Below are 22,858 nucleotides of genomic sequence, written 5' to 3'. Positions count from 1 at the left end.
CCGGGACGCAGGTCCCGCCCGTACGATGGACCCCATGGCATCCGTCACCGACGAGTCCGTCACCGAGGAGCGGGTCCGCGAGGCCCTCGGCAGCGTGATCGACCCCGAGATCAAGCGTCCGGTCACCGAGCTCGGCATGGTCGACACGATCACGATCGACGACACGTCGATCACCGTGCGCATCCTGCTGACCGTCTCGGGCTGCCCCCTCAAGGAGACGCTCACCCGTGACACCACGGAGGCCGTCCAGAAGGTGGCCCCCCAGCACACCGTGCACGTGGACCTCGGCGTCATGACCGACGAGCAGCGCAAGAGCATGCGCGAGATGCTGCGCGGCGGCCAGGCCGAGCGCGAGATCCCCTTCGCCCAGGCCGGCTCGCTCACCAAGGTCTACGCCATCGCGTCGGGCAAGGGCGGCGTCGGCAAGTCCTCCGTCACCGTCAACCTGGCCGTGGCGATGGCACAGCGCGGGCTGAAGGTCGGCATCGTCGACGCCGACATCTACGGCCACTCGATCCCCGACATGATGGGCGTCGGCGACCGTCGCCCCACCCAGGTCGACGACATGATCCTCCCGGTGCCGGTCGCGGTCCCCGGCTCCCCGGACGCGCCCGACGTCAAGGTCATGAGCATCGGCATGCTCAAGCCCAAGCGTGACCAGGTGGTCGCGTGGCGCGGGCCCATGCTCGACCGTGCGCTCGTGCAGATGCTGAGCGACGTGTTCTGGGGCGACCTCGACGCCCTGCTGCTCGACCTGCCCCCGGGCACCGGTGACATGGCCATCAGCCTCGGCCAGCACCTCTCCAACGCCGAGGTCGTCGTGGTCACCACGCCGCAGCAGGCGGCCGCCCAGGTCGCCGAGCGGGCCGGGACGATGGCCTCGATGATGCACCAGCGCGTGGTCGGCGTCATCGAGAACATGTCGTACCTGCTCACGCCCGCGGGCGAGCGTCTCGAGGTCTTCGGCAGCGGCGGCGCCGAGACCGTCGCACGCACCCTCGGCCAGCGGCTCGGCCACGACGTGCCCGTGCTCGGCAAGGTGCCGCTCGAGGAGCAGCTGCGCATCGGCGGCGACGACGGCCTGCCGATCGTCGCCACCCACCCCGACAGCGAGTCCGCGAAGATCCTGCTGCAGGTGGCCGACTCCCTCACCGGCCGTTCGCGCGGCCTGGCCGGGATGCAGCTCGGTCTCGCGCCCGTCGGTCGACTCTGAGGAACCGGCCGTGTTCGGGATGGGCTGGCCGGAGATCGGCCTGATCCTCGTGGTCGGCCTGCTGCTGTTCGGACCCGACAAGCTCCCGGGCATGGCCAAGCAGGCTGCTCAGATGGTGCGCACCGTGCGGCGGATGGCCGACAACGCCAAGAACGACCTCGGGCGCGAGCTGGGCCAGGACTTCTCCGACGTCGACCTGCGCAGCCTCGACCCCCGCGACGTGGTGCGGCGCCACCTCCTCGAGGAGTCCGAGACGCCCACGCGCGACCGGATCCTGCGTCCCGGCGAGCGGCCGCCGCACGATGACGAGGCGACCTGAGGGCCCTCACCGGTCGTCGTGGGAGCCGTCAGGCGGAGATCCAGGTCGCGACGCGGCTGAGGCCGTCGCCGAGGCGCTCACGCAGCCCGGGCTCGCCGAGCGGAGCGGGCAGGTCGCGCAGGGCCGGCGCCAGCCGGTCGTCACCCACGTCGGTCACGATGGTGTAGACCACGCCGTCCGCGTCCCAGGTGACGATGCGCTCGCGGGGCGTCTCCCGCACCCACACCGGCCGGTCGGCGAGCCGACGAGGCTCGAAGCCCTGCAGGCCGTCGGTGTCGAGTGCGCCGTTCTGCTCGTGCAGCACCAGGCGGTGCAGGCCGTCGGTGTAGGTCAGCGAGACCGCTCCCTCGTCCTGCAGACGCCCCTCGACGCGCTCGAGGTCGTCACCCAGCTGACCGTGGCACGGCCAGCCGTTGGCGGTCAGGTCCTCCATGACCGCGGCGGTCATGACGTCGTTCCCGGCCATCGGGCCCGCGCCGTGGAAGTCGGCCGCGTAGGTCTCGACGGGCGGCACCACCTCGTCGCCGATGCCACGGGCGCTCCCACCGGCGAGGTAGGCCGCCAGCGCCACGGCGAGGGAGGCGCCCACCAGCACGCCCGCCGCCCCGAGGGTGCTCGACCGCACGATCCGGGCCCAGGCGCTGGGCGCCGGAGGAGGCGGGGACACCGGCACGGAGCTGAGCGAGGCGAGCAGCGACGCCGGAGGTCGCACGTCGGCGGACACCTGCATGCGTCGCTTGAGCTGGCGCTGCTGCGACACCGCCTCGCGGCACCGCTCGCAGGACTGGACGTGACGCGCCGCGACCTCCGTGGCATCGGGCGAGAGCTGCCCGTCCACGAAGGCGGCTACGTCGGCGTCCAGATGGGCCATCAGGCTCCTACGGCTCCGAGGAAGCGGGTCCGGCCAGCGGTCGGGGCGCGGTGGGCGAGGGCGTGCCGCAGCTGCGTACGACCCCGGTGGATGCGCGAGCGGACCGTGCCGATCTTGACGCCCAGCACGTCGGCGATCTCCTCGTAGGACAGCCCCTCCACGTCGCACAGCACCACGGCGACGCGGAACTCCTCGGTGAGCGACGAGAGCGCGGCCTCGATGTCGGGGTCGAAGGCGGCGTCGTGCACGACCGACTCGGGTCGCTGCTCGCGCCCCTCCAGCCGCTCCTCGGCACCCTCGCTGAAGCCGTCCATGCGCAGCTTGCTCGTACGACGCACCCGGTCGAGGAACAGGTTGGTCGTGATGCGGTGGATCCAGCCGTTGAAGTTGCCCGGCTCGTACCGGTCCAGCGAGCGGAACACACGGATGAAGACGTCCTGGGTGAGGTCCTCGGCGTCGTGGCGGTTGCCGGTGAGTCGGTACGCCAGGCGGTACACGCGGGCGGAGTGCTCCTCGACGATGGTCTCCCACGCGGTGTCGGCGTCCGTCGAGCCCTCGCCCGTCCGGGCGTCGCGCTCAGCGGTCATGACCTGCGTGCTCACGTCTTCTTCCTTCATGCATCGATCGTCGTGCCGTCTCCTGAGAGAACGCCCAGAGGACGCTGACGGTTCCCTCTCGATCATGGCGCATCCTGGGCCCTGGCACGACACGGCGAGCCCCGGGGCATGCAACGCCGTCAACCGTGGCGACCTCACTATGCTGGCACCACAGCCGCCGGACCCCCGGCACGCGCCACCGAGGAGTCATCATCACCAGCGAAGCCAGCCTCAGCTACGTCGAGGGCTACCTGAGCGAGGACGACCACCTCGCCGACGCGCGCCGCCGAGCCGACGAGGTGGGCGTGAGCCCGATCGGGGCAGCCGGTGGGGCGACGCTGCGCTTCCTGGCGTCCGTGCTGGACGCGCGTGCCGTGGCCGAGGTCGGCACGGGCACCGGCGTGTCCGGACTCTGGCTCCTGCGCGGCATGGCCGACGACGGTGTGCTCACCTCGGTGGACCTCGAGGCGGAGCACCAGCGTCACGCCCGGCAGGTCTTCACCCAGGCCGGCGTCGCGCCGCAGCGCTTCCGACTGATCGCCGGGTCGGCGCTCGACGTCATGCCCCGCCTCACCGACGAGGGCTACGACCTGGTCTTCGTCGACGGCGACAAGGTCGAGTACGGCGAGTACCTGGAGCAGTCGCTGCGCCTCGTGCGCGTGGGCGGCGTCGTGGTCTTCGACAACGCGCTCTGGCACGACCGCGTGGCCGACCCCCAGCGCCGCGACGCCGAGACCGTCGCGATCCGCGAGCTGCTCACGCAGGCCGCGGTCGACGAGCGACTCGTGCCGGCCCTGCTCCCGGTGGGCGACGGCCTGCTGGCCGTGCGTCGCGTGGCCTGAGCGCCCGGCTCAGCGCTCGAAGGCCGGGGCCGAACGGAAGCCGGCGGGCCCCCGCACCACCGCGACGATCTCGCACGCCTCGATGAGCTCAGGCGGGCTGCCGATGATGCGGCTGCCCGGGAGGTCGGCGGCACCGGACTCCATGTCGGCCTGGAACGCGGCGCGTGCCTCGGCGTTCACGAACACGTAGGTGCCCTCGAACCACTCGCCCTCGCGGGCGCGCCAGGACTTGAACCGCAGGCCGTCGAGCCCCGCGAAGTGGGCGAAGCTGACGTCCTCGATGTACGCGCGCAGCTGCGCGAGGGTGTCCTCGGGTGCGCCGGTCAAGGACCAGCGCATCGTCAGACCGAACAAGCTCAGACGGCCTTGAGCGCGTCGCCGAGCGTCTCGGCTTCCTCGTTGTTCAGCTCGACCACGAGACGTCCACCGCCCTCGAGCGGGACCCGCATGACGATGCAGCGGCCCTCCTTGGTGACTTCCATCGGTCCGTCACCAGTACGAGGCTTCATGGCCGCCATGGGTTCCCCTTCCATTCGGTGACCGCCTTCCGGTCGCCTCAGGTTCCTATTATCTCTTATGCCCCCTCATCACTTCCAACCGGTGCGAAGGACGACGTGAGCACTCCAGGTCAGGACCACGACAGCACGGCGCAGCACCCCTCCGCTCCGGGCGTGACGAGGGTCGACCTGCGCACCCGGTCCGCCCCGGAGGCGGGCGCGATCGGGGCCGGATCGGCCTCTCGGCGTGTACGTGAGGCGCTCACCACGCCCGGTGTCCGCTGCCTGCTGCTCGTGCTCGACGAGTCCTCCGACGGGCTGGACGACGACGCGGTCCTGGCCGTGGCCGACGCCTCGGTGCCGGTGGTGGCGGCCCTCCTGGGGACGATCGACGGGCACGCCTCGGCCCTGGCGCTGGCCGCCGACCTTCGCGTGGCCGCAGCCGACGCCACCGTGCGGGTGGAGCCACTCGTGGGCGGCACGAGCGTCACCCTCCCGGGCGCCGTGGGCGAGGCCACGGCACGCCTGCTCCTGCTCGCGCCGCGAGCCGTCACCGCGGTCGACGCCCGACGGATGGCCTTGGTGCACGAGGTCCACGAGCGCGACCGGGTGCCGGCTGCGGCCGCGACGCTGGCCGCAGCAGTGGCCGACCGCGCGGGCCGCGGCGCTGCGGTGCTGCGGGCCTTGTCGCCCGAGGGAGCCGGCGCGCGCGTGGCACGGGCCGTCGAGAACGAGGCTCGCCTGCGTGGCGTGGTGGACCTGCACCCTCAGGACTGAGCTGAGCGGGCCCGACCAGTCGAACCGAGGCCGGCTCCTGCCGCCGCGGGGCCCGGTATGGGCCCGTGGGGTCAGGCGAGCCTGCGCTGCTCCTCGGCCTGCTGCTGCCAGGCCAGCAGCTCGGTGCGGGCCTCGAGCTCTGCGCTCTGGCTCGCCGCCAGCTCGTCGCGCAGGCGGCGCACCTCGGCGCGGGTGCCGAGCAGCGAGTCGCGCGTCTCCTGGAGCTCACCGTCGAGCGCGTCGGCGCGCCGTGCGGCGGCGACGTGCTCGGCCTCGGCCCGGGCGAGGGCCGCCTCTGCCTCGGCGATCTGCGCGGCCAGGTCCTCGATGCGGGTGTCGCGCACCTGCACCTTCTCGGCCATGGTGTCGGCGAAGGAGACCTGCTCGCGCTTGCGGCGGGCGGCCTCGCGGCTCTGCTCGTGGGCGGTGACCGCGCGGTCACGGGCCCAGTCGCGACGCACCTGCGCGGTCTCGTTGGTCAGGAGCCGGGCGGCGACGGAGCAGACCGTCACGGCATAGGCGACCGCGACCGCGAGTGCGGCGACGGTCGCGACCACGATCGCCGCCGTGCCGGCGACGAGGGCGGACACGATGAGGACGACGGCAGCGAGGGTGCGCACGGAACGGCGGCTGCGTCGAGCGGCGGAGCGGGGGGTGGTCATGGCGAAAGGCTAGATCTCCCAGGCCCGTCGACGCGGGAGCCACACCGTGACGCAGGGGACGGATGTGACTGGAGTGGTGGCGTCAGGACCGTCGGGCCACGCACCCGACGAGGTGGTCGTCGACCATGCCGGTGGCCTGCATGAGGGCGTAGGCCGTGGTGGGACCGACGAACCTGAAGCCGCGACGCTTCAGCTCCCGTGCGAGCGCGGTGGACTCCGGCGACGTCGCGGGCACGTCGTCGACCGAGCGGGGCGCGACGTGGTCCTCGGGCGCGAACGACCACACGAGGTCGCTCAGGCTCTCGCCCAGCTCGAGGGTGGCGCGGGCGTTGGAGATGGTGGCCTCGACCTTGGCACGGTTGCGCACGATGCCGGCGTCGGTGAGCAGCCGCTCCACGTCGGAGTCGTCGAACCGGGAGACCAGGGCGGGCACGAACCCGACGAAGGCGGCCCGGAACGCCTCGCGCTTGCGCAGGATCAGCGACCACGACAGCCCGGCCTGGAAGGCCTCCAGGCTGAGTCGCTCGAACATGGCACGGTCACCGCGCAGCTCGCGCCCCCACTCCTCGTCGTGGTAGCGCTGCAGGGCCACGTCGCTGCCCCAGGGACAGCGCTCGATCTCGTCGGGTCCGGTGACCGTCATGGCCCGATCCTGCCAGGCGCCACGGACACACCGATACGATGAGCCGCTCGCCGACGTCGTCGCCGCCGCACTCCCCTCGCCACTCCTTCACAGCCCGGAGCCCGACCGTGACCCCCAGCCGCGCCCGCGTGCTCGCCCTCGTCGAGTCGTCCCGCTTCCAGTGGTTCATCATCGCGGTGATCGTGGTGAACGCCGCGGTGCTGGGCCTCGAGACCTCCCCGCAGCTCGTGCGCGAAGCCGGCTGGCTGGCGCCACTCGGCTGGGTGACCGTGGCGGTCTTCGTGGTCGAGATCGGTCTGCGGATCTTCGCCCACCGCGGCGCGTTCTTCCGTGACGGCTGGAGCCTGTTCGACCTGTTCGTGGTGGCGGTCGCGCTCATCCCCGCCTCGGGTGCCTTCGGCGTGCTCCGCGTCCTGCGCGTCCTGCGGGTGCTGCGTCTCCTGTCGGCCGTGCGGTCCATGCGCCGCGTGGTCGCGGCCCTCGTGGCCACCCTCCCGGGCATGGTCTCCATCGGCGCCCTCCTCGTCATGCTCGTCTACGTGTCGGGCGTCGTCTCGACGCAGCTGTTCAGCACCACGGATCCCGAGCACTTCGGGGACCTCCCGACCTCGCTGCTGAGCCTGTTCCAGGTGATGACGGGCGACGACTGGGCCAACGTCGTCCGGCCCGTCACGGACGCCCACCCCGCCTCGTGGGTCTTCTTCATCGCCTACATCCTCATCTCGACCTACATCGTGCTCAACCTGTTCATCGCCGTGGCCGTGGAGGCGCTGGAGATGCAGAACGAGGACGGCAAGCGCGAGATCGTGGACGAGGTCGAGGAGAGCGAGCGCCTGGTGCTCGACGCGGTCACCGAGCTGCGCGCCGAGGTGGCCGCGCTCCGCGAGGAGATCAGCCGCCGCGGCTGACCCGCCGACGCTGGCGGGAGGCCTCGTAGAGCACCACCGACGTGGCATTGGCGGCGTTGAGCGACGAGGCGGTCCCGGTCATCGGGATGTGCACCACCAGGTCGCACGCCTCCCGCCACGCACTCGACAGGCCGCGGGTCTCGTTGCCCGTCACGACCACGGTCGGGCCGGTCAGGTCGGCGTCGGCCAGCTCGACCTCACCGTGCTCGTCGGTGCCCACGACCGCGACGTGTCCCAGGTCGCGACGCGCCGCCTCGACCCACGCGAGCACCTCGCGGGGGGACCCGAGGCGCACCGTCGGAACCGTCAACGCCGACCCGGTGGACGCCCGCACCGCTCTCGGCTCGTACGGGTCGCACGCATGACCACACACCACGAGACCGGTGCCGCCGAACGCGTCGACCGACCGGGCGATGCTGCCGACGTTGCCCGGGCTCGACGGTCGGTCGAGCACCACCGTGAGCAGGTCCGCCGGGACCGGGAGCCGCGCGACGTCGTCGGCGGGCTGGACGACCACCAGCACGACCTCGGGTCGGTCCTGCTCCTGCTCGGCGAGCTCGGCCAGCAGCTCCGCCGACAGCTCGTAGGCCGTGGCGCCGGACGCGACGGCGCGGGAGACCACGTCCTGGGCCCACTGCGACGGGCTCGGCCGGTCGTCGTGGAGCACGGCGTCGACGACCAGGCCGGAGCGGTCCACCGCGTCCAGCGCCACCGTCACCGGGCGCACGCCCTGCACGAGCATCCGACCCAGCTGGTGACGCTTGCGCCGGTTGCCCAGCAGCGCCTCCCACTGCTGGAAGGCGGCGTTGCGCGAGGTGACCCTCACGTCGGCGCTACTCGGAGGCGACGGCGTCGAAGTGGGCGACCGCCTCGTCGACGTCGTCGGTGAGCAGCACGAGGTCGAGGTCGGCCTCGTTGATCTTGCCGTCGGGCAGCATCGTGTCGCGGAGCCAGTCGATCAGGCCCTGCCAGTACGCGGTGCCGAAGAGCACGATCGGGAACGTCGTGATCTTGCCCGTCTGCGAGAGCGTCAGCGCCTCGAACAGCTCGTCGAGCGTGCCGAAGCCGCCCGGCATGACGATGTAGCCCTGGGCGTACTTGACGAACATCGTCTTGCGCACGAAGAAGTAGCGGAAGTTGATGCCCAGGTCGACCCACTCGTTGAGACCCTGCTCGTGCGGGAGCTCGATGCCGAGGCCCACCGACACGCCGCCGCAGTCGCTGGCCCCGCGGTTGGCGGCCTCCATGGCGCCGGGTCCACCACCGGTGATGACGGCGTAGCCGCGACTGCAGAGCTTCTCGGCGACCTCGCGGGCCTTCTCGTACATCGGGTCGTCGGGCTTGGTGCGGGCCGAGCCGAACACCGCGACGGCCGGACCCAGCTCGGAGAGTGCGCCGAAGCCCTCCACGAACTCGGCCTGGATGCGCAGCACGCGCCACGGATCGGTGTGCACCCAGTCCGTGGGTCCGCGCGAGTCGAGCAGACGCTGGTCGGTGGTGCTGGTGGGGATGCGGTCGCGGCGCAGACGCACCGGACCCTTCTGGTAGCTCATGCGGTCAGCCATCTCGTGAGGGCGTCCTCGACGGTGCGCAGGTGCGCGACGGGGACGTGTTCGTCCTGCTTGTGGGCGTAGATCGGGTCGCCGGGGCCGAAGTTGACCGCGGGGATCCCGAGCTGCGTGAACTGGGCGACGTCGGTCCAGCCGAACTTGGGGCGGGGCTCCGCGCCGACCGCCGCGACGAACGCGGCTGCTGCCGGGTGGTCGAGCCCGGGCATCGCGCCGGGAGCGGAGTCGGTGACCGTGAGCTCGAAGCCCTCGAACACCTCCGTGAGGTGGGCCAGCGCGTCGGCCTCGCTGCGATCGGGGGCGAAGCGGTAGTTGACCGTGACGGTGGCCAGGTCGGGCACCACGTTGCCGGAGACGCCCCCACTGATCGCCACGGCGTTGAGGCCCTCGCGGTACTCGAGCCCGTCGATGACGACGCGGCGGGGCTCGTAGTCGCGCAGCCGGACGAGCAGCTCGGCGGCGTCGTGGATGGCGTTGTGCCCCATCCAGGAGCGCGCCGAGTGGGAGCGCTCGCCGCGGGTGACGACGTCGACGCGGATCGTGCCCTGGCAGCCGGCCTCGACCGAGGCGACCGACGGCTCCATGAGGATCGCGAAGTCGCCCTCGAGCAGCTCGGGGCGCTCCCGGGCGACGCGGCCGAGACCGTTGTACTTCGCGGCGATCTCCTCGGCGTCGTAGAACACGTAGGTCACGTCGCGGTTCGGGTCGGGCAGCCCGGCGGCGAGCCGCAGCGCGACCGCCACGCCGCCCTTCATGTCGCAGGTGCCGAGACCCCAGAGGGTGTCGCCGTCGAGCCGGGTCGGGAAGTTGCCGTTGGCCGGGACGGTGTCGAGGTGCCCCGCGATGACGACCCGCTCGTCCCGGCCGAGGTCGGTGCGCGCCACGAGCGTGTGGCCGTCGCGCACGACGGTGAGGTGCGGGGCCGCGTCGAGCACGGCGGCGACGGCGTCGGCGATCTCCGCCTCCTGGAGGCTCTCCGAGGCGATGTCGCAGAGGTCGGCCGTCAGCTGGACGACGTCGCGCGAGGGGTCGAGGACGGCCATGGCGACCACTCTAGGTCTCACTCCCCCGGGTGCCCGTCACCCGGCCCGGGCGATGCGGATGTGTCGTCGGGTGCGGCGGGCGTGGCCGATCTCGTGGGTGCTGCTGCGTCGCTGTGGGTGGGTCTTTCCCGTGGTGCTGCGTCGCTGCGGGTGGGTCTTTCCCGTGGTGCTGCGTCGCTGTGGTGGGCTTCGCGTGGTGCTGCGTCGCTCGGCGGGGCGTTCGCTCGCTGCTGCGTCGCTGTGGCTCCACGTCGGGTCGGCCTCCGAAAGGGCCTCGACCGGCGGAGGGGTCTGGACTCGGGCGGGTCTGCGGGGCGCGGCCACGATTCTCCTTCTGTGCGTGATCCACGCACGATGCTTCCTTCTCGTGGACCGTGCCTCGCGAAGGAAGCATCGTGGCGGCGAAAAGGGCCCCGTACGGGCAGGGATTCTCCCTTCTCGTGGACCGTCCCACGCAAAGGAAGAATCTTTGCCCACCCGCCACACGAGTCGCCCCCGGTGGACGCAAGATTCTGCCTTCGCGCGCAGAGACCCGAACGATGCTGCGTTGGTGACGGGATCCGGTAGCGAACGCAGCATCCTTCGCCCCCTCCCGCACGAACGCAGAATCTTGCGTCACCCCGAGCCACGCTCCGAGAGCCCGACCGAGCCCGGACCCCGCCGCTGGTCGAGGCCCTTTCGGAGATCGACCCGCCTCGCAGCCACAGCGACGCAGCCGCAAGGCACGACCCACCCGGAGCAGCGCAGCCGCAAGGCACGACCCACCCGGAGCAGCGCAGCCGCAAGGCACGACCCACCCGGAGCAGCGCAGCCGCAAGGCACGACCCATCCGGAGCAGCGCAGCCGCAAGAACAGACCCAGCCACAGCGGCGCAGCAGCAAGAACAGACCCAGCCACCTGAAGCGCCACGACTCACGTTGCGGCTCCCCCGGGCGTGGGTAGCGTCCCGAGCATGGAGCTCACCGACGCACGCGCCCTCGTCATCGGCGCCACCGGCGCCCTCGGTGGCGGAATCGCCCGCGCCCTGCACGAGGCCGGGGCCTCCCTGGCGGTCACGGGGCGTGACGCCGACCGGCTCGCGGCGATCGGCGAGGAGCTCGACGCTCCCACGTTCGTGCTCGACGTCGTCGACGTCGAGCGCGCGGCGGCGACGGTGCGGGAGGCCGTCGACGCGCTCGGTGGGCTCGACGTCCTGGTCGTGGCCACCGGCGTCCCGGCGTTCGGTCCGGCGGTCGATGCCGACCCCGTCGTGGTCGAGGAGCTGTTCGCCGTGAACACGCTCGGCGCCACCGGCGTCGTGCGTGCCGCGCTCCCCCACCTCGACGGTGGCGTCGCCGTCGTGCTGTCCGCGATCCTGGCCGACGCCCCCACCGCGGGCATGGCCGACTACTCGGCGGCCAAGGCGGCGTTGTCGGCCTGGCTCACCGTCGCGCGCCGCGAGCACCGGCGGAGCACGCGCATCGTCGACGTCCGTCCGCCGCACCTCGACACCGACCTCGCGTCCCACGCGCTCGCCGGTGAGCCGCCGCGCCTGCCGGAGCCACTGCCGGCCGCCGACGTGGTCGACGCCGTGCTGCGGGCGATCGGCGACGACAAGGCGACCGAGGTCGTGTGGGACCGGCGCGACGGGCTGGTCGTGCGCTGACGCAGTAGCGTCGTGGACATGAGCCTCGACCCCGTCACGACCGACCTCCTGGACGACGCCTTCGGACGCGTCCGCGAGCTCGTGGAGCAGCAGTGCTCCGACCTCGACGAGTCCACGGCGACGTTCCAGGTCGACGACGGCGCCAACACGCCCGTCTGGCTGCTCTGGCACCTCGCCCGCGTGCAGGACGACCACGTGGCCGCCCTGGCCGACCTGCCGCAGGCGTGGGACACGTGGGCCGAGCGGTTCGCTCCCCACCTCGGCGACGGCATCGAGCACGGTGACATCGGGTACGGCCACGACCTCGACCAGGTGCTCTCGGTCCGACCTCCCGCCGAGCTGGTCGACGCGTACCACGCAGACGTCCACGCGCTCACGCGTCGCTACCTCCGCACGCTCGACGCGACCGAGCTGGCCCGCGTGGTCGACGAGCGCTGGGACCCGCCCGTCACCGCCTCGGCGCGCCTCGTGAGCGTGCTGGGCGACACCCTGCAGCACCTGGGCCAGGTCGCGTTCGTGATCGGCGTCTCACAGCGACGCTCCAGCTGACCGCTCTCCCCCGATCGTGGACCTAGGCTGACGGCATGCCCTGCGCACTCGTGACCGGAGCAGCCCGACCGAACAGCCTCGCCGCGGCGATCGTGCCCCGCCTGCGCGACGACGGCTGGGACGTGGCGACGTCCGACCTGACCGGCGCCGACTACGACGTGGACCTGTCCACACCGCACGGGCCGGCCGACCTGCTGACCGCCGTCACCCGCGACCGAGGCCCGGTCGGCGCCCTGGTGCTGAGCCACGCCCACGACGTCGAGACCGGGGTCCTCGACACGACCGCCGAGAGCTTCGACGCCCACGTGGCCGTGAACGCGCGCGCCAGCCTGCTCCTCATCGCCGGCTTCGCCCGTCAGGTGCCCGATGGCGGGGGCGCGGTGGTCGCCCTGACGAGCGACGCCACCACCGGGAACCTCCCCTACGGCGCGTCGAAGGGGGCACTCGACCGCATCGTGATCTCCGCGGCACGCGAGCTGGGCCCGCTCGGGATCAGCGCCAACGTGCTGAACCCCGGCCCCGTCGACACCGGGTGGATGGACGACCAGCTCCGGGAGGGGCTGCTGCCGCACCAGCCGCTCGGTCGTCTCGGGGAGCCGCGCGACGTCGCCGGGGTGGTCGCCTTCCTCCTGTCGCCCGAAGGGCGCTGGATCTCCGGACAGCTGCTGCACGCCGACGGCGGGTTCTCGGCCCGCTACTGAGCCCGACGGTCCGGACCCGGGCTCAGACGTCGTGCGGCGTGAAGCGGTGGAACAGCACGTGGTCCTGCCACTGCCCGCCGATCTTGAGGTAGCGCGGCGCGTGTCCGAACGACTCGAACCCGGCACGCCGGAGCACGGCCTGGGAGCGCTCGTTGTGGGCCAGCGTGGCGGCCTGCAGCCGGTGCAGCCGCAGGACGTCGAACGCGTGGGTGGTGATCTCCTCGACGGCGCGGGTCATCAGCCCGCGCCCCTGCACGTCGGCGGCCAGCCAGTAGCCGACGTGGGCGTTCTGGAAGGCCCCGCGCACCAGGTCGTTGAGGTTGATCTCACCGACCACCCGGTCGCCGTCGAGCACGACGAAGTAGGCACCCCGGCCCTGGACCATGGCCTCGAGACGCCGCTCGAGGAGGTCGAGCTGCCCCTCGACGGTGTAGAAGACGGCGTTGCGCTCGGGGCTCCAGGGGTCGAGGTGCTCGCGGTTGGTCGCCCACAGGTCGGCGAGGACCTCGGCGTCCGCGGGGTCGGGGACCCGCAGCACGCTCACCACGTGGTCCCCCGCTCGGCGAGCGCAGCGGCCAGGGCCGCCACCGAGCGCGGGCCGATGCCGTGCAGCGCGGCCACCTCGTCGCGATCGCGGGCAGCCAGCTCGTCGAGCGAGCCGATGCCGGCGCCGTGGAGCGCGCGCCGCGCCGGGGCACCGATCGCACCGAAGTCGTCGTCGCCCTCGGCAGCAGCCCTCGCCGCGTGCGCGGACGCTTCGACGACACCGGCCGGTGCGCAGTGCCGCCACGCCTCGTGGACCCAGTGGTTGAGCGCCATCCCGTCGATCACGTCGAGGTCGACCAGGACGCCCGACGACGTGGTCTGCACACCGGGCAGCTCGCCGGCCATGCGGCTGCGCGGCTCGATCCCGAGTGAGAGCGCCGCACGCCCGTCGTCGGTGAGGGCGGCGAACACCGTGCCCCCGACCGCCCAGCCTCGCGTGGGTCCGACCTCGACCTGCTCGGCGCCCTCCTGCGCGACGGCCGCCTTGCGCAGCTGCGCACGCGACGTCACGCGGCGTCCTCGTCGAACACGCAGAACTCGTTGCCGTCGGGGTCGGCCATGACCGTCCAGACCACCTCGTCGTCGGGTCGGCGCAGCGCGGTGGCGCCGAGGGCCTCGAGATCGGCGACGCTCGCGCCCGGGACGAGCGTGACGTCCCAGTGGAGCCGGTTCTTCACCGTCTTGGGCTCCGGCACGTCGCAGAACACGATGCCCTCGAACGGCATGCCGGGGACGTCCTCCAGCCAGCTGAACCGCTGCTCCTCCTCGCTGCCGAGCGTGCCACCCCAGACGCCCTGCCACCAGGCCGCCGCGGCGCGGTGGTCGGCGACGTCGACGCACAGCTCGTAGAGCCGGTAGTCGGGAACGTCGTCGCGCACGAACGTGCAGATCTCGTCGCCCTCCGGGCCGGCCACCACCGTCCACGGGAACTGGCCCTCAGCGCTGAGACGTTCGGTCCCGGGCAGCACCGACGCCGCGGCGTGGACGTCGAGGTGGACCCGGTCCTTGACCGACTTGGGCTCGGGCACGACGCAGGGCCACACGGTGTGCCGAGGGGTGGGTCCCTCGAGGTGCACCTCGCCCTGCTCCCCCGCCACGCCCTCGTCGGGCACCACGCGAAGACCCAGCGTCCCGGCCCAGAAGGCCGCGGACGCGTGCAGGTCGTTCACGTCGATGCAGAGGTCCTTGTAGGTCACCAGCGCCATGCGGTCCACGCTAGGTCCACTCACCGACGGGCGCCATCGACGGATCGGTAGGTTGAGGGTCATGAGCGAGCAGAGCGCGTACGGCTACGGCCTGGCCACCCTCACCGAGGACGCCGACGTCCTCGACGTCTGGTTCCCCGAGCCCCGGCTCGGCACCCCCGGGCACGACCCGGAGCCCGAGGAGCTCACGGCACTCACCGGCGAGGACCCGGTGCGCCAGGTCCGCAAGGCCGTGGTGCACGTCGTCGCGCCGGACCTCTCGGCACCGCCCGCCGACGTCTACGACGTGTGGCTGCGCCTGCACCTGCTCTCGCACCGTCTCGTCCAGCCGCACGGGGTCAACCTCGACGGCCAGTTCGGGCTGCTCACGAACGTCGTCTGGACCACGATCGGTCCGTGCGCGGTCGCCGGGTTCGAGCACACCCGCGCCCGCGCCCGCGCCGCCGGCCTCACGGTCAACGTGACCAGCATCGACAAGTTCCCGCGGATGACCGACTACGTGATCCCCTCCGGCGTGCGCATCGGCGACGCCGACCGCGTGCGCCTCGGCGCGCACCTGGCCGAGGGCACCACCGTCATGCACGAGGGCTTCGTGAACTTCAACGCCGGCACGCTGGGGCACGCCATGGTCGAGGGCCGCATCTCGGCCGGTGTCGTCGTGGGCGACGGCACCGACATCGGAGGCGGCGCGAGCATCATGGGCACGCTCTCGGGCGGGGGCACCGAGGTGATCTCGATCGGTCGCAACAGCCTGCTCGGCGCCAACTCCGGCATCGGGATCTCGCTCGGCGACGACTGCGTGGTCGCCGCCGGCTGCTACGTCACCGCGGGCACCAAGGTGCGCACGCCGGACGGCTCCGTGGTGAAGGCGGCGGAGCTGAGCGGCCAGGACAACCTGCTGTTCCTCACCAACAGCGAGACCGGCCAGATCGAGGCGCGCCCCCGCGGCGAACGGCGCGGCATCGAGCTGAACTCCGACCTGCACGCCAACTGACCCCGGACCCGGCACCAGGTGCCCGGCCGGATTCACGTCGTCTGCCTAGGCTGACGACGTGAAGCTGCGCTGGGTCCTGCTGGGCGCCGTCCTCGTGGCCGGCGTCCTGGTGGCGGTCGTGGTGACGGACCGCACGCCGCTGCGCACCGAGTACTGCGTGGCGCGGGTGGGCGAGACGCGTGCGCAGGTCGACGTGGAGCAGGCGCGCTGGTCGGCCCTCATGGCCGCGATGGCGCAGAACCGCGGCCTTCCCCCGCGCGCCACCACGATCGCGATCGCGACCGCCTTCCAGGAGTCCAAGGTCCGCAACATCGACTTCGGCGACCGGGACTCCGTGGGTCTGTTCCAGCAACGTCCGTCGCAGGGATGGGGCACGGTCGAGGAGATCCTCGACCCGCACTACGCGATCGGGAAGTTCTACGACGGCCTCGAGAAGGTCGACGACTACACGTCGCTCGAGATCACGGTCGCGGCGCAGGAGGTGCAGCGCTCGGCGTTCCCGGGCGCCTACGCCCAGCACGAGGACTACGCCCGCGCACTGGCCTCCGCACTTCGGGGCTACAGCCCCGCCGCGTTCACCTGCCAGGTCAACCCGGTCGGTGGCGGTTCGGTGCGGACCGTGGCGGCCGACGTCGACAAGGCGTTCGGGGAGATCCCCCGCAGCACCGACGACGCCGAGGACGCGCTCACGTACCACCTCGACGGAGCGGCCGCCGACGTGCGGGCGCGCGGGTGGGCCCTGGCGCACTACCTGGTGGCCAACGCGGCCGACCTGCAGGTCGCGTCGGTGACCTTCGACGGCCTGCGCTGGACGGCGGAGTCCTCGCCGGACGGCTGGGTCGCCGACGAGGGCGCCCGCGACGACCGTGTGGTCATGTCCGTCCGCTGACCCGGCGGGGGTGCCGGGCCCCGGGCGGCGAACGGCACCGGCGGGGGTGCCGGGCCCCGGGCGGCAGGATGAACTGTGAGACCCGCCCTACTCACGGGTCACGAGTCCCGGCCATACTGTCGGGCAGTCCCGACGTCTGCAGGAAGAGACCCGCGTGCGCAACCCCCGTGCATTCCTCCGTCCGCTCGCCGTCGGAGCTCCCGCTCCGCTCGCCGAGGTGCCGTTCCGTCCGAGCCGGATGATCCACTTCTTCGACCCGAGCAACGAGAAGATGGCGGCGAAGGTCCCCGACATCGCCTCGAAGGTCGACATCATCCTCGGCAACCTCGAGGACGCGATCAAGACCGAGAAGAAGGAGGCCGCGCGCCAGGGTCTCGTCGACATCGCGAAGGCCACCGACTTCGGCGACACGCAGCTGTGGGTGCGCGTCAACAGCCTGGACTCCCCCTGGGTCCTCGACGACCTGACGACGCTGGTCACCGAGATCGGTGACAAGCTCGACGTCATCATGGTGCCCAAGGTCGAGGGCGCCCAGGACATCCACTACGTCGACCGGCTGCTCGCCCAGCTCGAGGCGAAGGGGAACGTGCAGAAGCCGCTGCTCGTGCACGCGATCCTCGAGACCGCGCTCGGCGTGACGAACGTCGAGGAGATCGCCGCCGCCAGCCCGCGCATGCAGGGCATCAGCCTCGGCCCGGCCGACCTCGCGGCGAGCCGCCGCATGAAGACCACGCGCGTCGGCGGCGGCCACCCGGGCTACCTGGTGCGCCAGGACCCGACGGGCGAGGACCTCACCGAGGGCCGCACGACGTACCAGCAGGACCTGTGGCACTACACGATCGCGCGCATGGTCGACGCCTGCGCTGCGAACGACATCCTCCCGTTCTACGGGCCGTTCGGTGACATCAAGGACGTCGTGGCCTGCGAGGACCAGTTCCGCAACGCGTTCCTGCTGGGCTGCGTCGGCGCGTGGAGCCTGCACCCGGTGCAGATCGACATCGCCAAGTTGGTCTTCTCGCCCAGCGCCGAGGACGTGGCGCACGCCAAGCAGGTCGTCGAGGCCATGGGCGACGGCTCGGGCGCGGTGATGATCAACGGCAAGATGGAGGACGACGCGTCCTGCAAGCAGTGCCTGGTGATGCTCGACCTCGCCCGCGAGCTGGCCGAGCGCGACCCCGAGCTGAAGGAGCTGTACGACCTGTGAGCACTCCCGTCATCCGCCCCCGCCGTTCCGTGCTGTACATGCCGGGTGCGAACGAGCGCGCCCTGGAGAAGGCCAAGACGATCGACGCCGACGCGCTGATCCTCGACCTCGAGGACTCCGTCGCCCCCGATGCCAAGGCGCAGGGCCGCGAGAACGTGTGCGCGGCCGTCCGGTCCGGCGCGTACGGTCACCGTGAGCTGGCGATCCGGGTCAACTCCATCGGTACCGAGTGGCACGACGACGACGTGCGCGCCGCCGCGGCCGCTGGTCCCGACGCGATCCTCGTCCCGAAGGTGGAGTCGGCCGAGCAGGTGCGTGCCCTCGTGGCCGCCCTCGAGCAGCACGGCGCCCCGGAGCAGACCCAGCTTTGGGCCATGATCGAGACCCCGCGGGCCCTCCTGCACGCCGAGGAGATCGCGGCCGCCCACGAGCGCCTCACCGTCGTCGTCATGGGCACGAACGACATCGTCAACGAGACCTACGGCCTGCACGTGCCGGGCCGCAACGCCACCGTGCTCACGTCGCTGTCGTGGACCCTCCTGGCGGTGCGCGCCGCCGGCAAGGTGATCATCGACGGCGTCTACAACGCGGTCAAGGACCCCGAGGGCTTCGAGGCCGAGGCCCGACAGGGGCGTGAGATGGGCTTCGACGGCAAGACCCTCATCCACCCCTCGCAGGTGGACTCGGCCAACACGGTCTTCGCGCCGTCGGACGACGACGTCGAGCGGGCGACCGGCCTCATCGAGACGTTCGAGGAGGCCAAGGCCGCGGGCCAGGGCGTCGTGACGTTCAACGGCAAGATGGTCGAGGAGCTGCACGTGCGCGACGCGCGACGCATCCTCGCCTTCCACGAGGCGCTCGCGGGTCGCTGACTCACCGAGACCTCCGCCGGACGGACCCCGGACATCAGCCTCGCGGCCGATGTGCCGGGGTCCTGTCGTCGACCAGGGTGGAGGGCATGAGCTTCGAGGAGACCGTCCGAGACGACGCCCTGCACCGCTGGGCCGCCGACGCTCTCGGGGGCGGCTCCTGGGCCGTGGCCACCATCGAGCCGGGAGCCACCCGCGTGGCTGTCCAGGGCATCGACCCCGGGGACGACCTGGAGATCGGCTCGATCTCCAAGGGTCTGACCGCGTTGCTCCTGACGGACGCCGTCGAGCGCGGCGAGATGCTGCTCACCGACCGGCTCGACACCTTCCTGCCGCTCGACGGGTCACCGGCCGGCCTGGTGACGCTGGAGGCGTTGTCACGGCACCGTTCGGGGCTGCCGAGCCTGCCGGCCCAGGCGCACATGGGCCGCCGAACGGCGTCCTGGCTGCTGCTCGCCACCAACCCGTACGGCGACACCCTCGCGGAGCTGCTGGAGCAGACCCGGGCGACGAAGGTCGGCCGACCCCGCCCCGTCTACTCCAACCTCGGCTTCCAGCTGCTGGGCCACGCCGTCGCGGCCGCAGCGGGTCGTCCGTATCGCGACCTGCTGGCCGAGCGGCTGCTCGGTCCGCTCGGCCTGACCAGCGCCTCGGTCCCGGCCACGCCCGACGAGCTGGGTCAGCGCGCCGTGGTCGGCCGCACACGATGGGGCCGCCGAGCCGAGCCGTGGACGGGCGAGGCGCTCGGTCCCGCGGGCGGGGTGCGGATGTCGGTGCGCGACGCGGCGACGCTTGCACGAGCCCTGCTCGAGGGCAGCGCTCCGGGCACCGCGGCGCTCGAGCCGGTCGACGACTTCGTCCCCGGCGCCCGGATCGGCGCCGCGTGGATCACGTCACCGCACGACGGCGTGGACGTCACGTGGCACGACGGCGGCACGGGCGGCTTCCGCACCTGGCTCGGTCTCGACCGGTCGGCCGGCACGGCCGCCGTCGTGCTGAACGCACGGGTCCGTTCGGTCGACGCCGTCGGTCGACGTCTGCTCGCGACCCTGCGCACCTGATCCCCGGCGGGAGCCGGGCCGGACTCAGGTGAGCAGCGCCGCGACGACCGCGACCGCGGGGACCGAGAGCACAGTCGTGGCGAACACGGCGTCGCGGGCGAGGACGGTCGAACGGTCGTAGCGCACCGCGATGACGAAGATGTTCTGCGCCGCCGGCAGCGCGGCCAGGACGGTCACGGCCAGGAGCGGGTCCCCGTCCATCCCCAGCGCGAACCGGCCCACGGTGTAGGCGGCGACCGGTTGGACGACGAGCTTCAGCACCACGATGAGCGCCAGCACGGGCGCGCTGCCGCCACTGCCCGGACGCGGGCCGAGTCGCAGGGAGACGCCGTAGGCGATGAGCATGGCCGGGACCGCCATGGCCCCGACCAGGCCGAGCGGCTCGTCGACGAGGCGAGGGATCCGGGCATCGGTGATCGACAGCGCGAGGCCCAGCAGCGACGCCACGGTCAGGGGCGTGCGGAGCGGACGCGTGAGGAAGCGGTGCCACGGCACCCGTTCCTGCGCCACGGCGGCGTCGAGCACGGCGAGGGCGAGTGGCTGCAGCACCAGCATCTGCAGCAGCAGCGTGGGAGCGACGAGTGCGGCGTCGCCGAGGACGTAGGCCGCGATGGGCAGGCCCAGGTTGCCGGCGTTGACGTAGGCCGAGGAGAGCGCGCCGACGACGGTGTCGGCGAGGTCCTGGCGCAGCACGAGCCGCGCGAGGAGCAGGTAGAGCGCGACGACAACCGCGACCGCGGCCGACGTGGCGGCGAGGTTCCGCGACAGGACGGCCGAGACGTCGGCGTCCTGCAGCACGGTGATCATCAGGGCGGGACTGGCCACGTAGAAGGCGAGGCGCGAGAGCACGACCTGGGCGTTCAGGTCGAAGATCCGCAGGTGTGCCAGGAGGGCGCCGAGGGCGATGAGCGCACCGATGGTGCTGAAACCCTCCAGGACCCCGGTCATCACCCCGATCGTCCCAGACCCTCGACCACCTCCCTCAGCCGGTCCGTTCCGCTGGTCGCGGCGCGCAGGTCCGCAGACGCACGTGGCCCCCGGTCGAGGACCGGGGGCCACGCGATGGGGCGTCGTTCAGCGGTAGGACCGCTGGCTCAGCACCTGCAGCTGGTGCGCGTCCTTCACGGCCTGCGCCTCGCGGCGCTGCCGGACGGTCTCCAGCAGGACCTGTCGGTCGGTCTCCGACATCTCGTCCCAGGCGCGCTTGCGGCGGGCACCGGAGCGAAGTGGGTTCCGTGCCATCGCGTTCACCCCCTCTCCCCATGTCCAGGTGGTGGGGTGTCCGTCGCGGTCGGTCCTGGTCGGGGCCGTGGCGATCTGGTCGGTCGTCGGGGTGTCTGCGGGCAAGGTGTCGGTGTTGTGGTGCTGGTTCATTGCGCGCCTCCTTTCTGCGAGATGGTCGGGTGTGGTCGAAGGGATGGGATCGTGGGTGGGCAGACGAGAAGAGCCGCCCTGGACGTGGTGTCCTGAGCGGCTCGAAGCCAGGGTGTCGGTCAGCGGTGCTGACGTGACGGATCTGGCTAGACGGAGACTGCGCCGAGGACTGGGGAGCCGGCGAACGCGGCACCACGGGACGTGTGATCGAAGGCGATCGGTGTCGTGGTCTGGTTCATTGCGGCTCACCTCCTCAGGCGGTCTGGTGTCGTCACCGTAGCGCACCCGGGCCGCCGCGCGCCACCGTCTGCGGGCGCGTGTCCTGCCGACCTCGGACGCGGCGTCACTCGAAGTCGAGTGCGGCGTCGATCTCGTCGCGGCTCGCGCCGCAGACGAACATCAGGTCGGCGGCGATGGACCGCACCTGTGCCGTGATGGCCGCCGTGTTCAGCGTCATCGTGTCCGGCAGCGCCGCGACGGCGATGCGGGCGGCCTCGACGAGCTGGTCGCGGGCGCCGGCGAAGTCGTCGAGCGAGGACAGGTCGTCGGCGATGACGTCGACGGCCTCGGCCAGGGCCTCGACGGACTGCTCGAGGGCGTCCGGTCCGACCTCGTCGTGGCGCAGCATCGCGCTGACCCGCCGTGCGAGCACCCGGGAGTCACGGATGGCGTTGTCGAAGTCGCGGACGGCTCCCACGTAGAGCGCCAGGTGCTCGCGCTGCCGCCAGCGCATGGGCGACATGCGGGCGATCTCGCTGACGTTGCGTGCCGTCGCGTCGAGGGAGTCGATGCTGCCCTGCATGCCGCGGGCCCGCTCGAGCGCCTCGTCGGCCACGCCGGGGTCACGCTCGCGCAGGGACCGTGCGGTTCCCCGCAGCACCGACGCCAGCTGGCGCAGCAGACGCTGCACCTCCGCGTCGATGTCGCGCACCGGGTTGCGGGGCAGCAGCAGGACCATGGCCATGCCGCACAGGCCACCGATCAGCGCGTCGAGGAAGCGGGTCAGGGCAGGGTTGCCCGCCCCGGCCGCGGGAACGACGGCCGCCAGCAGCACGGCGGAGTTGGCCGCCTGCGTCAGGGCCAGGCCCCGGATGCCGGTGAGCGTGGCTGCGACGACCGTGAGCAGGACGACGAGCGCCATCTGCGCCGGCCCGCGTCCGATCGTCAGGATGATGAGCTCGCCCACGAGCACCCCGAGCGCCACGCCGACGACGACCTCGACGAGCGTGCGACCACGGAGGCCCCCGCCCGCGGTGATCACGACGACCGCGGCGATGGGGGCGAAGAACGCCTGCTGGTGCCCGAACACCTGGGTGGCGATGAGGAACGCGGCCGCGGTCGCGATCCCCAGGCGGAGCATCAGCCGCCAGCGACGGCGCAGCAGCAGGAGGCGGTCGAGGAAGGTCTCCTCGCTGCGGCGCAGACGGATGCGGCGCAGGGGGACGTCACGACCCGTGCCGCTCATCGCTCCTCCGCTCCCCCACGTCCGGCCCCACCTACGACACCGCTCGTCCCCACCGTGCCCGCGCCGCTCACAGGTACAGGCCGGTCTGGCCCTCCTCGATGCGCTCCGACGCGACCGCGTGCAGATCGCGCTCGCGCAGCAGCACGAAGCTCTCGCCCCGCACCTCGACCTCGGCGCGCTCCTCGGGATCGAAGAGCACGCGGTCGCCGACCTCGACGGCCCGCACGTGCGCGCCGACCGCCTCGACCTTGGCCCACGCCAGCCGCTTGCCCATCGTCGCGGTGGCCGGGATCAGGATGCCGCCCCCCGAACGCCGCTCCCCCGCCTCCTCGTCGATCGAGACGAGCAGGCGGTCGTGCAGCATCCGGATGGCGAGCTTGCCGCCGTCGTCCCGCGCTCCCTCGGTGCCGGGCATGG

The 22,858-nt window shown here is 72.3% G+C and carries 29 protein-coding genes; 13 read left to right on the top strand and 16 right to left on the bottom strand.

Features of this window, described 5'->3' with window-relative positions; genetic code table 11:
• The first annotated feature begins 25 nt into the window (after positions 1-25).
• The gene (locus tag RQG84_RS01855; protein WP_396135205.1) at positions 26-1,213 is read left to right on the top strand and encodes an Mrp/NBP35 family ATP-binding protein; all 1,188 of its coding nucleotides are present in this window, start codon (positions 26-28) and stop codon (positions 1,211-1,213) included.
• A 19-nt stretch (positions 1,214-1,232) separates the two neighbouring features.
• Positions 1,233-1,532 carry a sec-independent translocase gene (locus tag RQG84_RS01850; protein ID WP_235492879.1) on the top strand — a complete coding sequence of 100 codons (300 nt, stop codon included), beginning with the start codon at positions 1,233-1,235 and terminating at the stop codon, positions 1,530-1,532.
• A gap of 28 nt (positions 1,533-1,560) precedes the next feature.
• Here the strand turns inward: RQG84_RS01850 and RQG84_RS01845 are convergent, their stop codons facing one another.
• Together RQG84_RS01845 and sigE are read right to left on the bottom strand one after the other, a co-directional pair.
• A complete protein-coding gene (locus RQG84_RS01845) occupies positions 1,561-2,403 on the bottom strand; it encodes a hypothetical protein (RefSeq protein ID WP_311208595.1) in 843 nt (280 codons plus the stop codon).
• On the bottom strand, positions 2,403-2,990 hold the full coding sequence (gene sigE, locus RQG84_RS01840; protein ID WP_055970178.1) for an RNA polymerase sigma factor SigE: 588 nt from the start codon (positions 2,988-2,990) through the stop codon (positions 2,403-2,405). Before sigE ends, RQG84_RS01845 begins: the two co-directional genes overlap by 1 nt.
• Positions 2,991-3,211: 221 nt before the next feature.
• On the opposite strand from sigE, the gene RQG84_RS01835 reads away from it, so the two are divergent.
• On the top strand, positions 3,212-3,841 hold the full coding sequence (locus RQG84_RS01835) for an O-methyltransferase (protein WP_311208614.1): 630 nt from the start codon (positions 3,212-3,214) through the stop codon (positions 3,839-3,841).
• Positions 3,842-3,850: 9 nt separating this feature from the next.
• Here RQG84_RS01835 and RQG84_RS01830 read toward each other — a convergent pair whose 3' ends face one another.
• Positions 3,851-4,180, bottom strand: a complete 330-nt coding sequence (locus RQG84_RS01830) for a hypothetical protein (protein WP_235497445.1) — start codon at positions 4,178-4,180, stop codon at positions 3,851-3,853.
• A gap of 17 nt (positions 4,181-4,197) precedes the next feature.
• Complete coding sequence (locus RQG84_RS01825) at positions 4,198-4,359, bottom strand: DUF3117 domain-containing protein (RefSeq protein WP_162237311.1); 162 nt, start codon at positions 4,357-4,359, stop codon at positions 4,198-4,200.
• A 153-nt stretch (positions 4,360-4,512) separates the two neighbouring features.
• Between RQG84_RS01825 and RQG84_RS01820 the strand changes: the two genes are divergently transcribed.
• On the top strand, positions 4,513-5,115 hold the full coding sequence (locus RQG84_RS01820; protein WP_311208594.1) for an enoyl-CoA hydratase-related protein: 603 nt from the start codon (positions 4,513-4,515) through the stop codon (positions 5,113-5,115).
• Between the two features lie 71 nt (positions 5,116-5,186).
• On the opposite strand, the gene RQG84_RS01815 is transcribed toward RQG84_RS01820, so the two are convergent.
• On the bottom strand, positions 5,187-5,777 hold the full coding sequence (locus RQG84_RS01815; RefSeq protein WP_311208593.1) for a hypothetical protein: 591 nt from the start codon (positions 5,775-5,777) through the stop codon (positions 5,187-5,189).
• Positions 5,778-5,859: 82 nt separating this feature from the next.
• Positions 5,860-6,420 carry a DNA-3-methyladenine glycosylase I gene (locus RQG84_RS01810; protein ID WP_311208592.1) on the bottom strand — a complete coding sequence of 187 codons (561 nt, stop codon included), beginning with the start codon at positions 6,418-6,420 and terminating at the stop codon, positions 5,860-5,862.
• 107 nt (positions 6,421-6,527) lie between these two features.
• On the opposite strand from RQG84_RS01810, the gene RQG84_RS01805 reads away from it, so the two are divergent.
• Entirely contained in the window at positions 6,528-7,328 is an 801-nt protein-coding gene (locus RQG84_RS01805; RefSeq protein ID WP_311208591.1) for an ion transporter, read from the top strand.
• On the opposite strand, the gene RQG84_RS01800 is transcribed toward RQG84_RS01805, so the two are convergent.
• From RQG84_RS01800 to dapE, 3 genes are read right to left on the bottom strand one after another with little or no spacing between them, the layout of a single operon-like run.
• Entirely contained in the window at positions 7,312-8,154 is an 843-nt protein-coding gene (locus tag RQG84_RS01800; RefSeq protein WP_311208590.1) for a TrmH family RNA methyltransferase, read from the bottom strand. The genes RQG84_RS01805 and RQG84_RS01800 overlap by 17 nt on opposite strands.
• A gap of 7 nt (positions 8,155-8,161) precedes the next feature.
• A complete protein-coding gene (locus RQG84_RS01795; RefSeq protein WP_235492851.1) occupies positions 8,162-8,881 on the bottom strand; it encodes a TIGR00730 family Rossman fold protein in 720 nt (239 codons plus the stop codon).
• Complete coding sequence (dapE, locus tag RQG84_RS01790; protein ID WP_311208589.1) at positions 8,878-9,939, bottom strand: succinyl-diaminopimelate desuccinylase; 1,062 nt, start codon at positions 9,937-9,939, stop codon at positions 8,878-8,880. The genes RQG84_RS01795 and dapE overlap by 4 nt, the downstream gene beginning before the upstream one ends.
• A 952-nt stretch (positions 9,940-10,891) precedes the next feature.
• Here dapE and RQG84_RS01785 point away from each other — a divergent pair.
• The 3 genes from RQG84_RS01785 to RQG84_RS01775 are packed head-to-tail and all read left to right on the top strand — an operon-like array spanning position 10,892 to position 12,834.
• The gene (locus RQG84_RS01785; protein WP_311208588.1) at positions 10,892-11,584 is read left to right on the top strand and encodes an SDR family NAD(P)-dependent oxidoreductase; all 693 of its coding nucleotides are present in this window, start codon (positions 10,892-10,894) and stop codon (positions 11,582-11,584) included.
• A gap of 18 nt (positions 11,585-11,602) precedes the next feature.
• The gene (locus RQG84_RS01780; protein ID WP_311208587.1) at positions 11,603-12,133 is read left to right on the top strand and encodes a mycothiol transferase; all 531 of its coding nucleotides are present in this window, start codon (positions 11,603-11,605) and stop codon (positions 12,131-12,133) included.
• A gap of 35 nt (positions 12,134-12,168) precedes the next feature.
• Complete coding sequence (locus tag RQG84_RS01775; RefSeq protein ID WP_311208586.1) at positions 12,169-12,834, top strand: SDR family oxidoreductase; 666 nt, start codon at positions 12,169-12,171, stop codon at positions 12,832-12,834.
• A 22-nt stretch (positions 12,835-12,856) separates the two neighbouring features.
• Here RQG84_RS01775 and RQG84_RS01770 read toward each other — a convergent pair whose 3' ends face one another.
• The 3 genes from RQG84_RS01770 to RQG84_RS01760 are packed head-to-tail and all read right to left on the bottom strand — an operon-like array spanning position 12,857 to position 14,585.
• A complete protein-coding gene (locus RQG84_RS01770; RefSeq protein ID WP_311208585.1) occupies positions 12,857-13,378 on the bottom strand; it encodes a GNAT family N-acetyltransferase in 522 nt (173 codons plus the stop codon).
• Complete coding sequence (locus tag RQG84_RS01765; protein WP_311208584.1) at positions 13,375-13,890, bottom strand: helix-hairpin-helix domain-containing protein; 516 nt, start codon at positions 13,888-13,890, stop codon at positions 13,375-13,377. The genes RQG84_RS01770 and RQG84_RS01765 overlap by 4 nt, the downstream gene beginning before the upstream one ends.
• On the bottom strand, positions 13,887-14,585 hold the full coding sequence (locus tag RQG84_RS01760) for a VOC family protein (protein WP_311208583.1): 699 nt from the start codon (positions 14,583-14,585) through the stop codon (positions 13,887-13,889). Before RQG84_RS01760 ends, RQG84_RS01765 begins: the two co-directional genes overlap by 4 nt.
• A gap of 61 nt (positions 14,586-14,646) precedes the next feature.
• Between RQG84_RS01760 and dapD the strand changes: the two genes are divergently transcribed.
• The 5 genes from dapD (at position 14,647) to RQG84_RS01735 (ending at position 19,602) form a co-directional block, all read left to right on the top strand.
• Complete coding sequence (dapD, locus tag RQG84_RS01755) at positions 14,647-15,579, top strand: 2,3,4,5-tetrahydropyridine-2,6-dicarboxylate N-succinyltransferase (RefSeq protein ID WP_311208582.1); 933 nt, start codon at positions 14,647-14,649, stop codon at positions 15,577-15,579.
• Between the two features lie 58 nt (positions 15,580-15,637).
• A complete protein-coding gene (locus RQG84_RS01750) occupies positions 15,638-16,468 on the top strand; it encodes a hypothetical protein (protein WP_311208581.1) in 831 nt (276 codons plus the stop codon).
• 154 nt (positions 16,469-16,622) lie between these two features.
• Positions 16,623-17,672 carry a CoA ester lyase gene (locus RQG84_RS01745; RefSeq protein ID WP_056552185.1) on the top strand — a complete coding sequence of 350 codons (1,050 nt, stop codon included), beginning with the start codon at positions 16,623-16,625 and terminating at the stop codon, positions 17,670-17,672.
• Positions 17,669-18,544, top strand: a complete 876-nt coding sequence (locus RQG84_RS01740) for a CoA ester lyase (protein WP_311208580.1) — start codon at positions 17,669-17,671, stop codon at positions 18,542-18,544. Before RQG84_RS01745 ends, RQG84_RS01740 begins: the two co-directional genes overlap by 4 nt.
• Before the next feature lie 86 nt (positions 18,545-18,630).
• On the top strand, positions 18,631-19,602 hold the full coding sequence (locus tag RQG84_RS01735; protein WP_311208579.1) for a serine hydrolase domain-containing protein: 972 nt from the start codon (positions 18,631-18,633) through the stop codon (positions 19,600-19,602).
• Between the two features lie 24 nt (positions 19,603-19,626).
• On the opposite strand, the gene RQG84_RS01730 is transcribed toward RQG84_RS01735, so the two are convergent.
• The 4 genes from RQG84_RS01730 to RQG84_RS01715 all read right to left on the bottom strand — a co-directional run bounded on the left by RQG84_RS01730 (position 19,627) and on the right by RQG84_RS01715 (position 22,856).
• Complete coding sequence (locus tag RQG84_RS01730; protein ID WP_311208578.1) at positions 19,627-20,550, bottom strand: AEC family transporter; 924 nt, start codon at positions 20,548-20,550, stop codon at positions 19,627-19,629.
• A 126-nt stretch (positions 20,551-20,676) separates the two neighbouring features.
• The gene (locus RQG84_RS01725) at positions 20,677-20,976 is read right to left on the bottom strand and encodes a hypothetical protein (RefSeq protein WP_311208577.1); all 300 of its coding nucleotides are present in this window, start codon (positions 20,974-20,976) and stop codon (positions 20,677-20,679) included.
• Between the two features lie 343 nt (positions 20,977-21,319).
• The gene (locus tag RQG84_RS01720) at positions 21,320-22,441 is read right to left on the bottom strand and encodes an aromatic acid exporter family protein (protein ID WP_055968712.1); all 1,122 of its coding nucleotides are present in this window, start codon (positions 22,439-22,441) and stop codon (positions 21,320-21,322) included.
• Positions 22,442-22,508: 67 nt separating this feature from the next.
• The gene (locus RQG84_RS01715) at positions 22,509-22,856 is read right to left on the bottom strand and encodes a co-chaperone GroES (RefSeq protein ID WP_257728827.1); all 348 of its coding nucleotides are present in this window, start codon (positions 22,854-22,856) and stop codon (positions 22,509-22,511) included.
• Positions 22,857-22,858 lie beyond the last annotated feature (2 nt).

Source organism: Aeromicrobium sp. WCS2018Hpa-31, from assembly GCF_031843905.1.
Classification (GTDB): domain Bacteria; phylum Actinomycetota; class Actinomycetes; order Propionibacteriales; family Nocardioidaceae; genus Aeromicrobium.
This window is presented reverse-complemented; position numbering and strand designations above follow the sequence as displayed.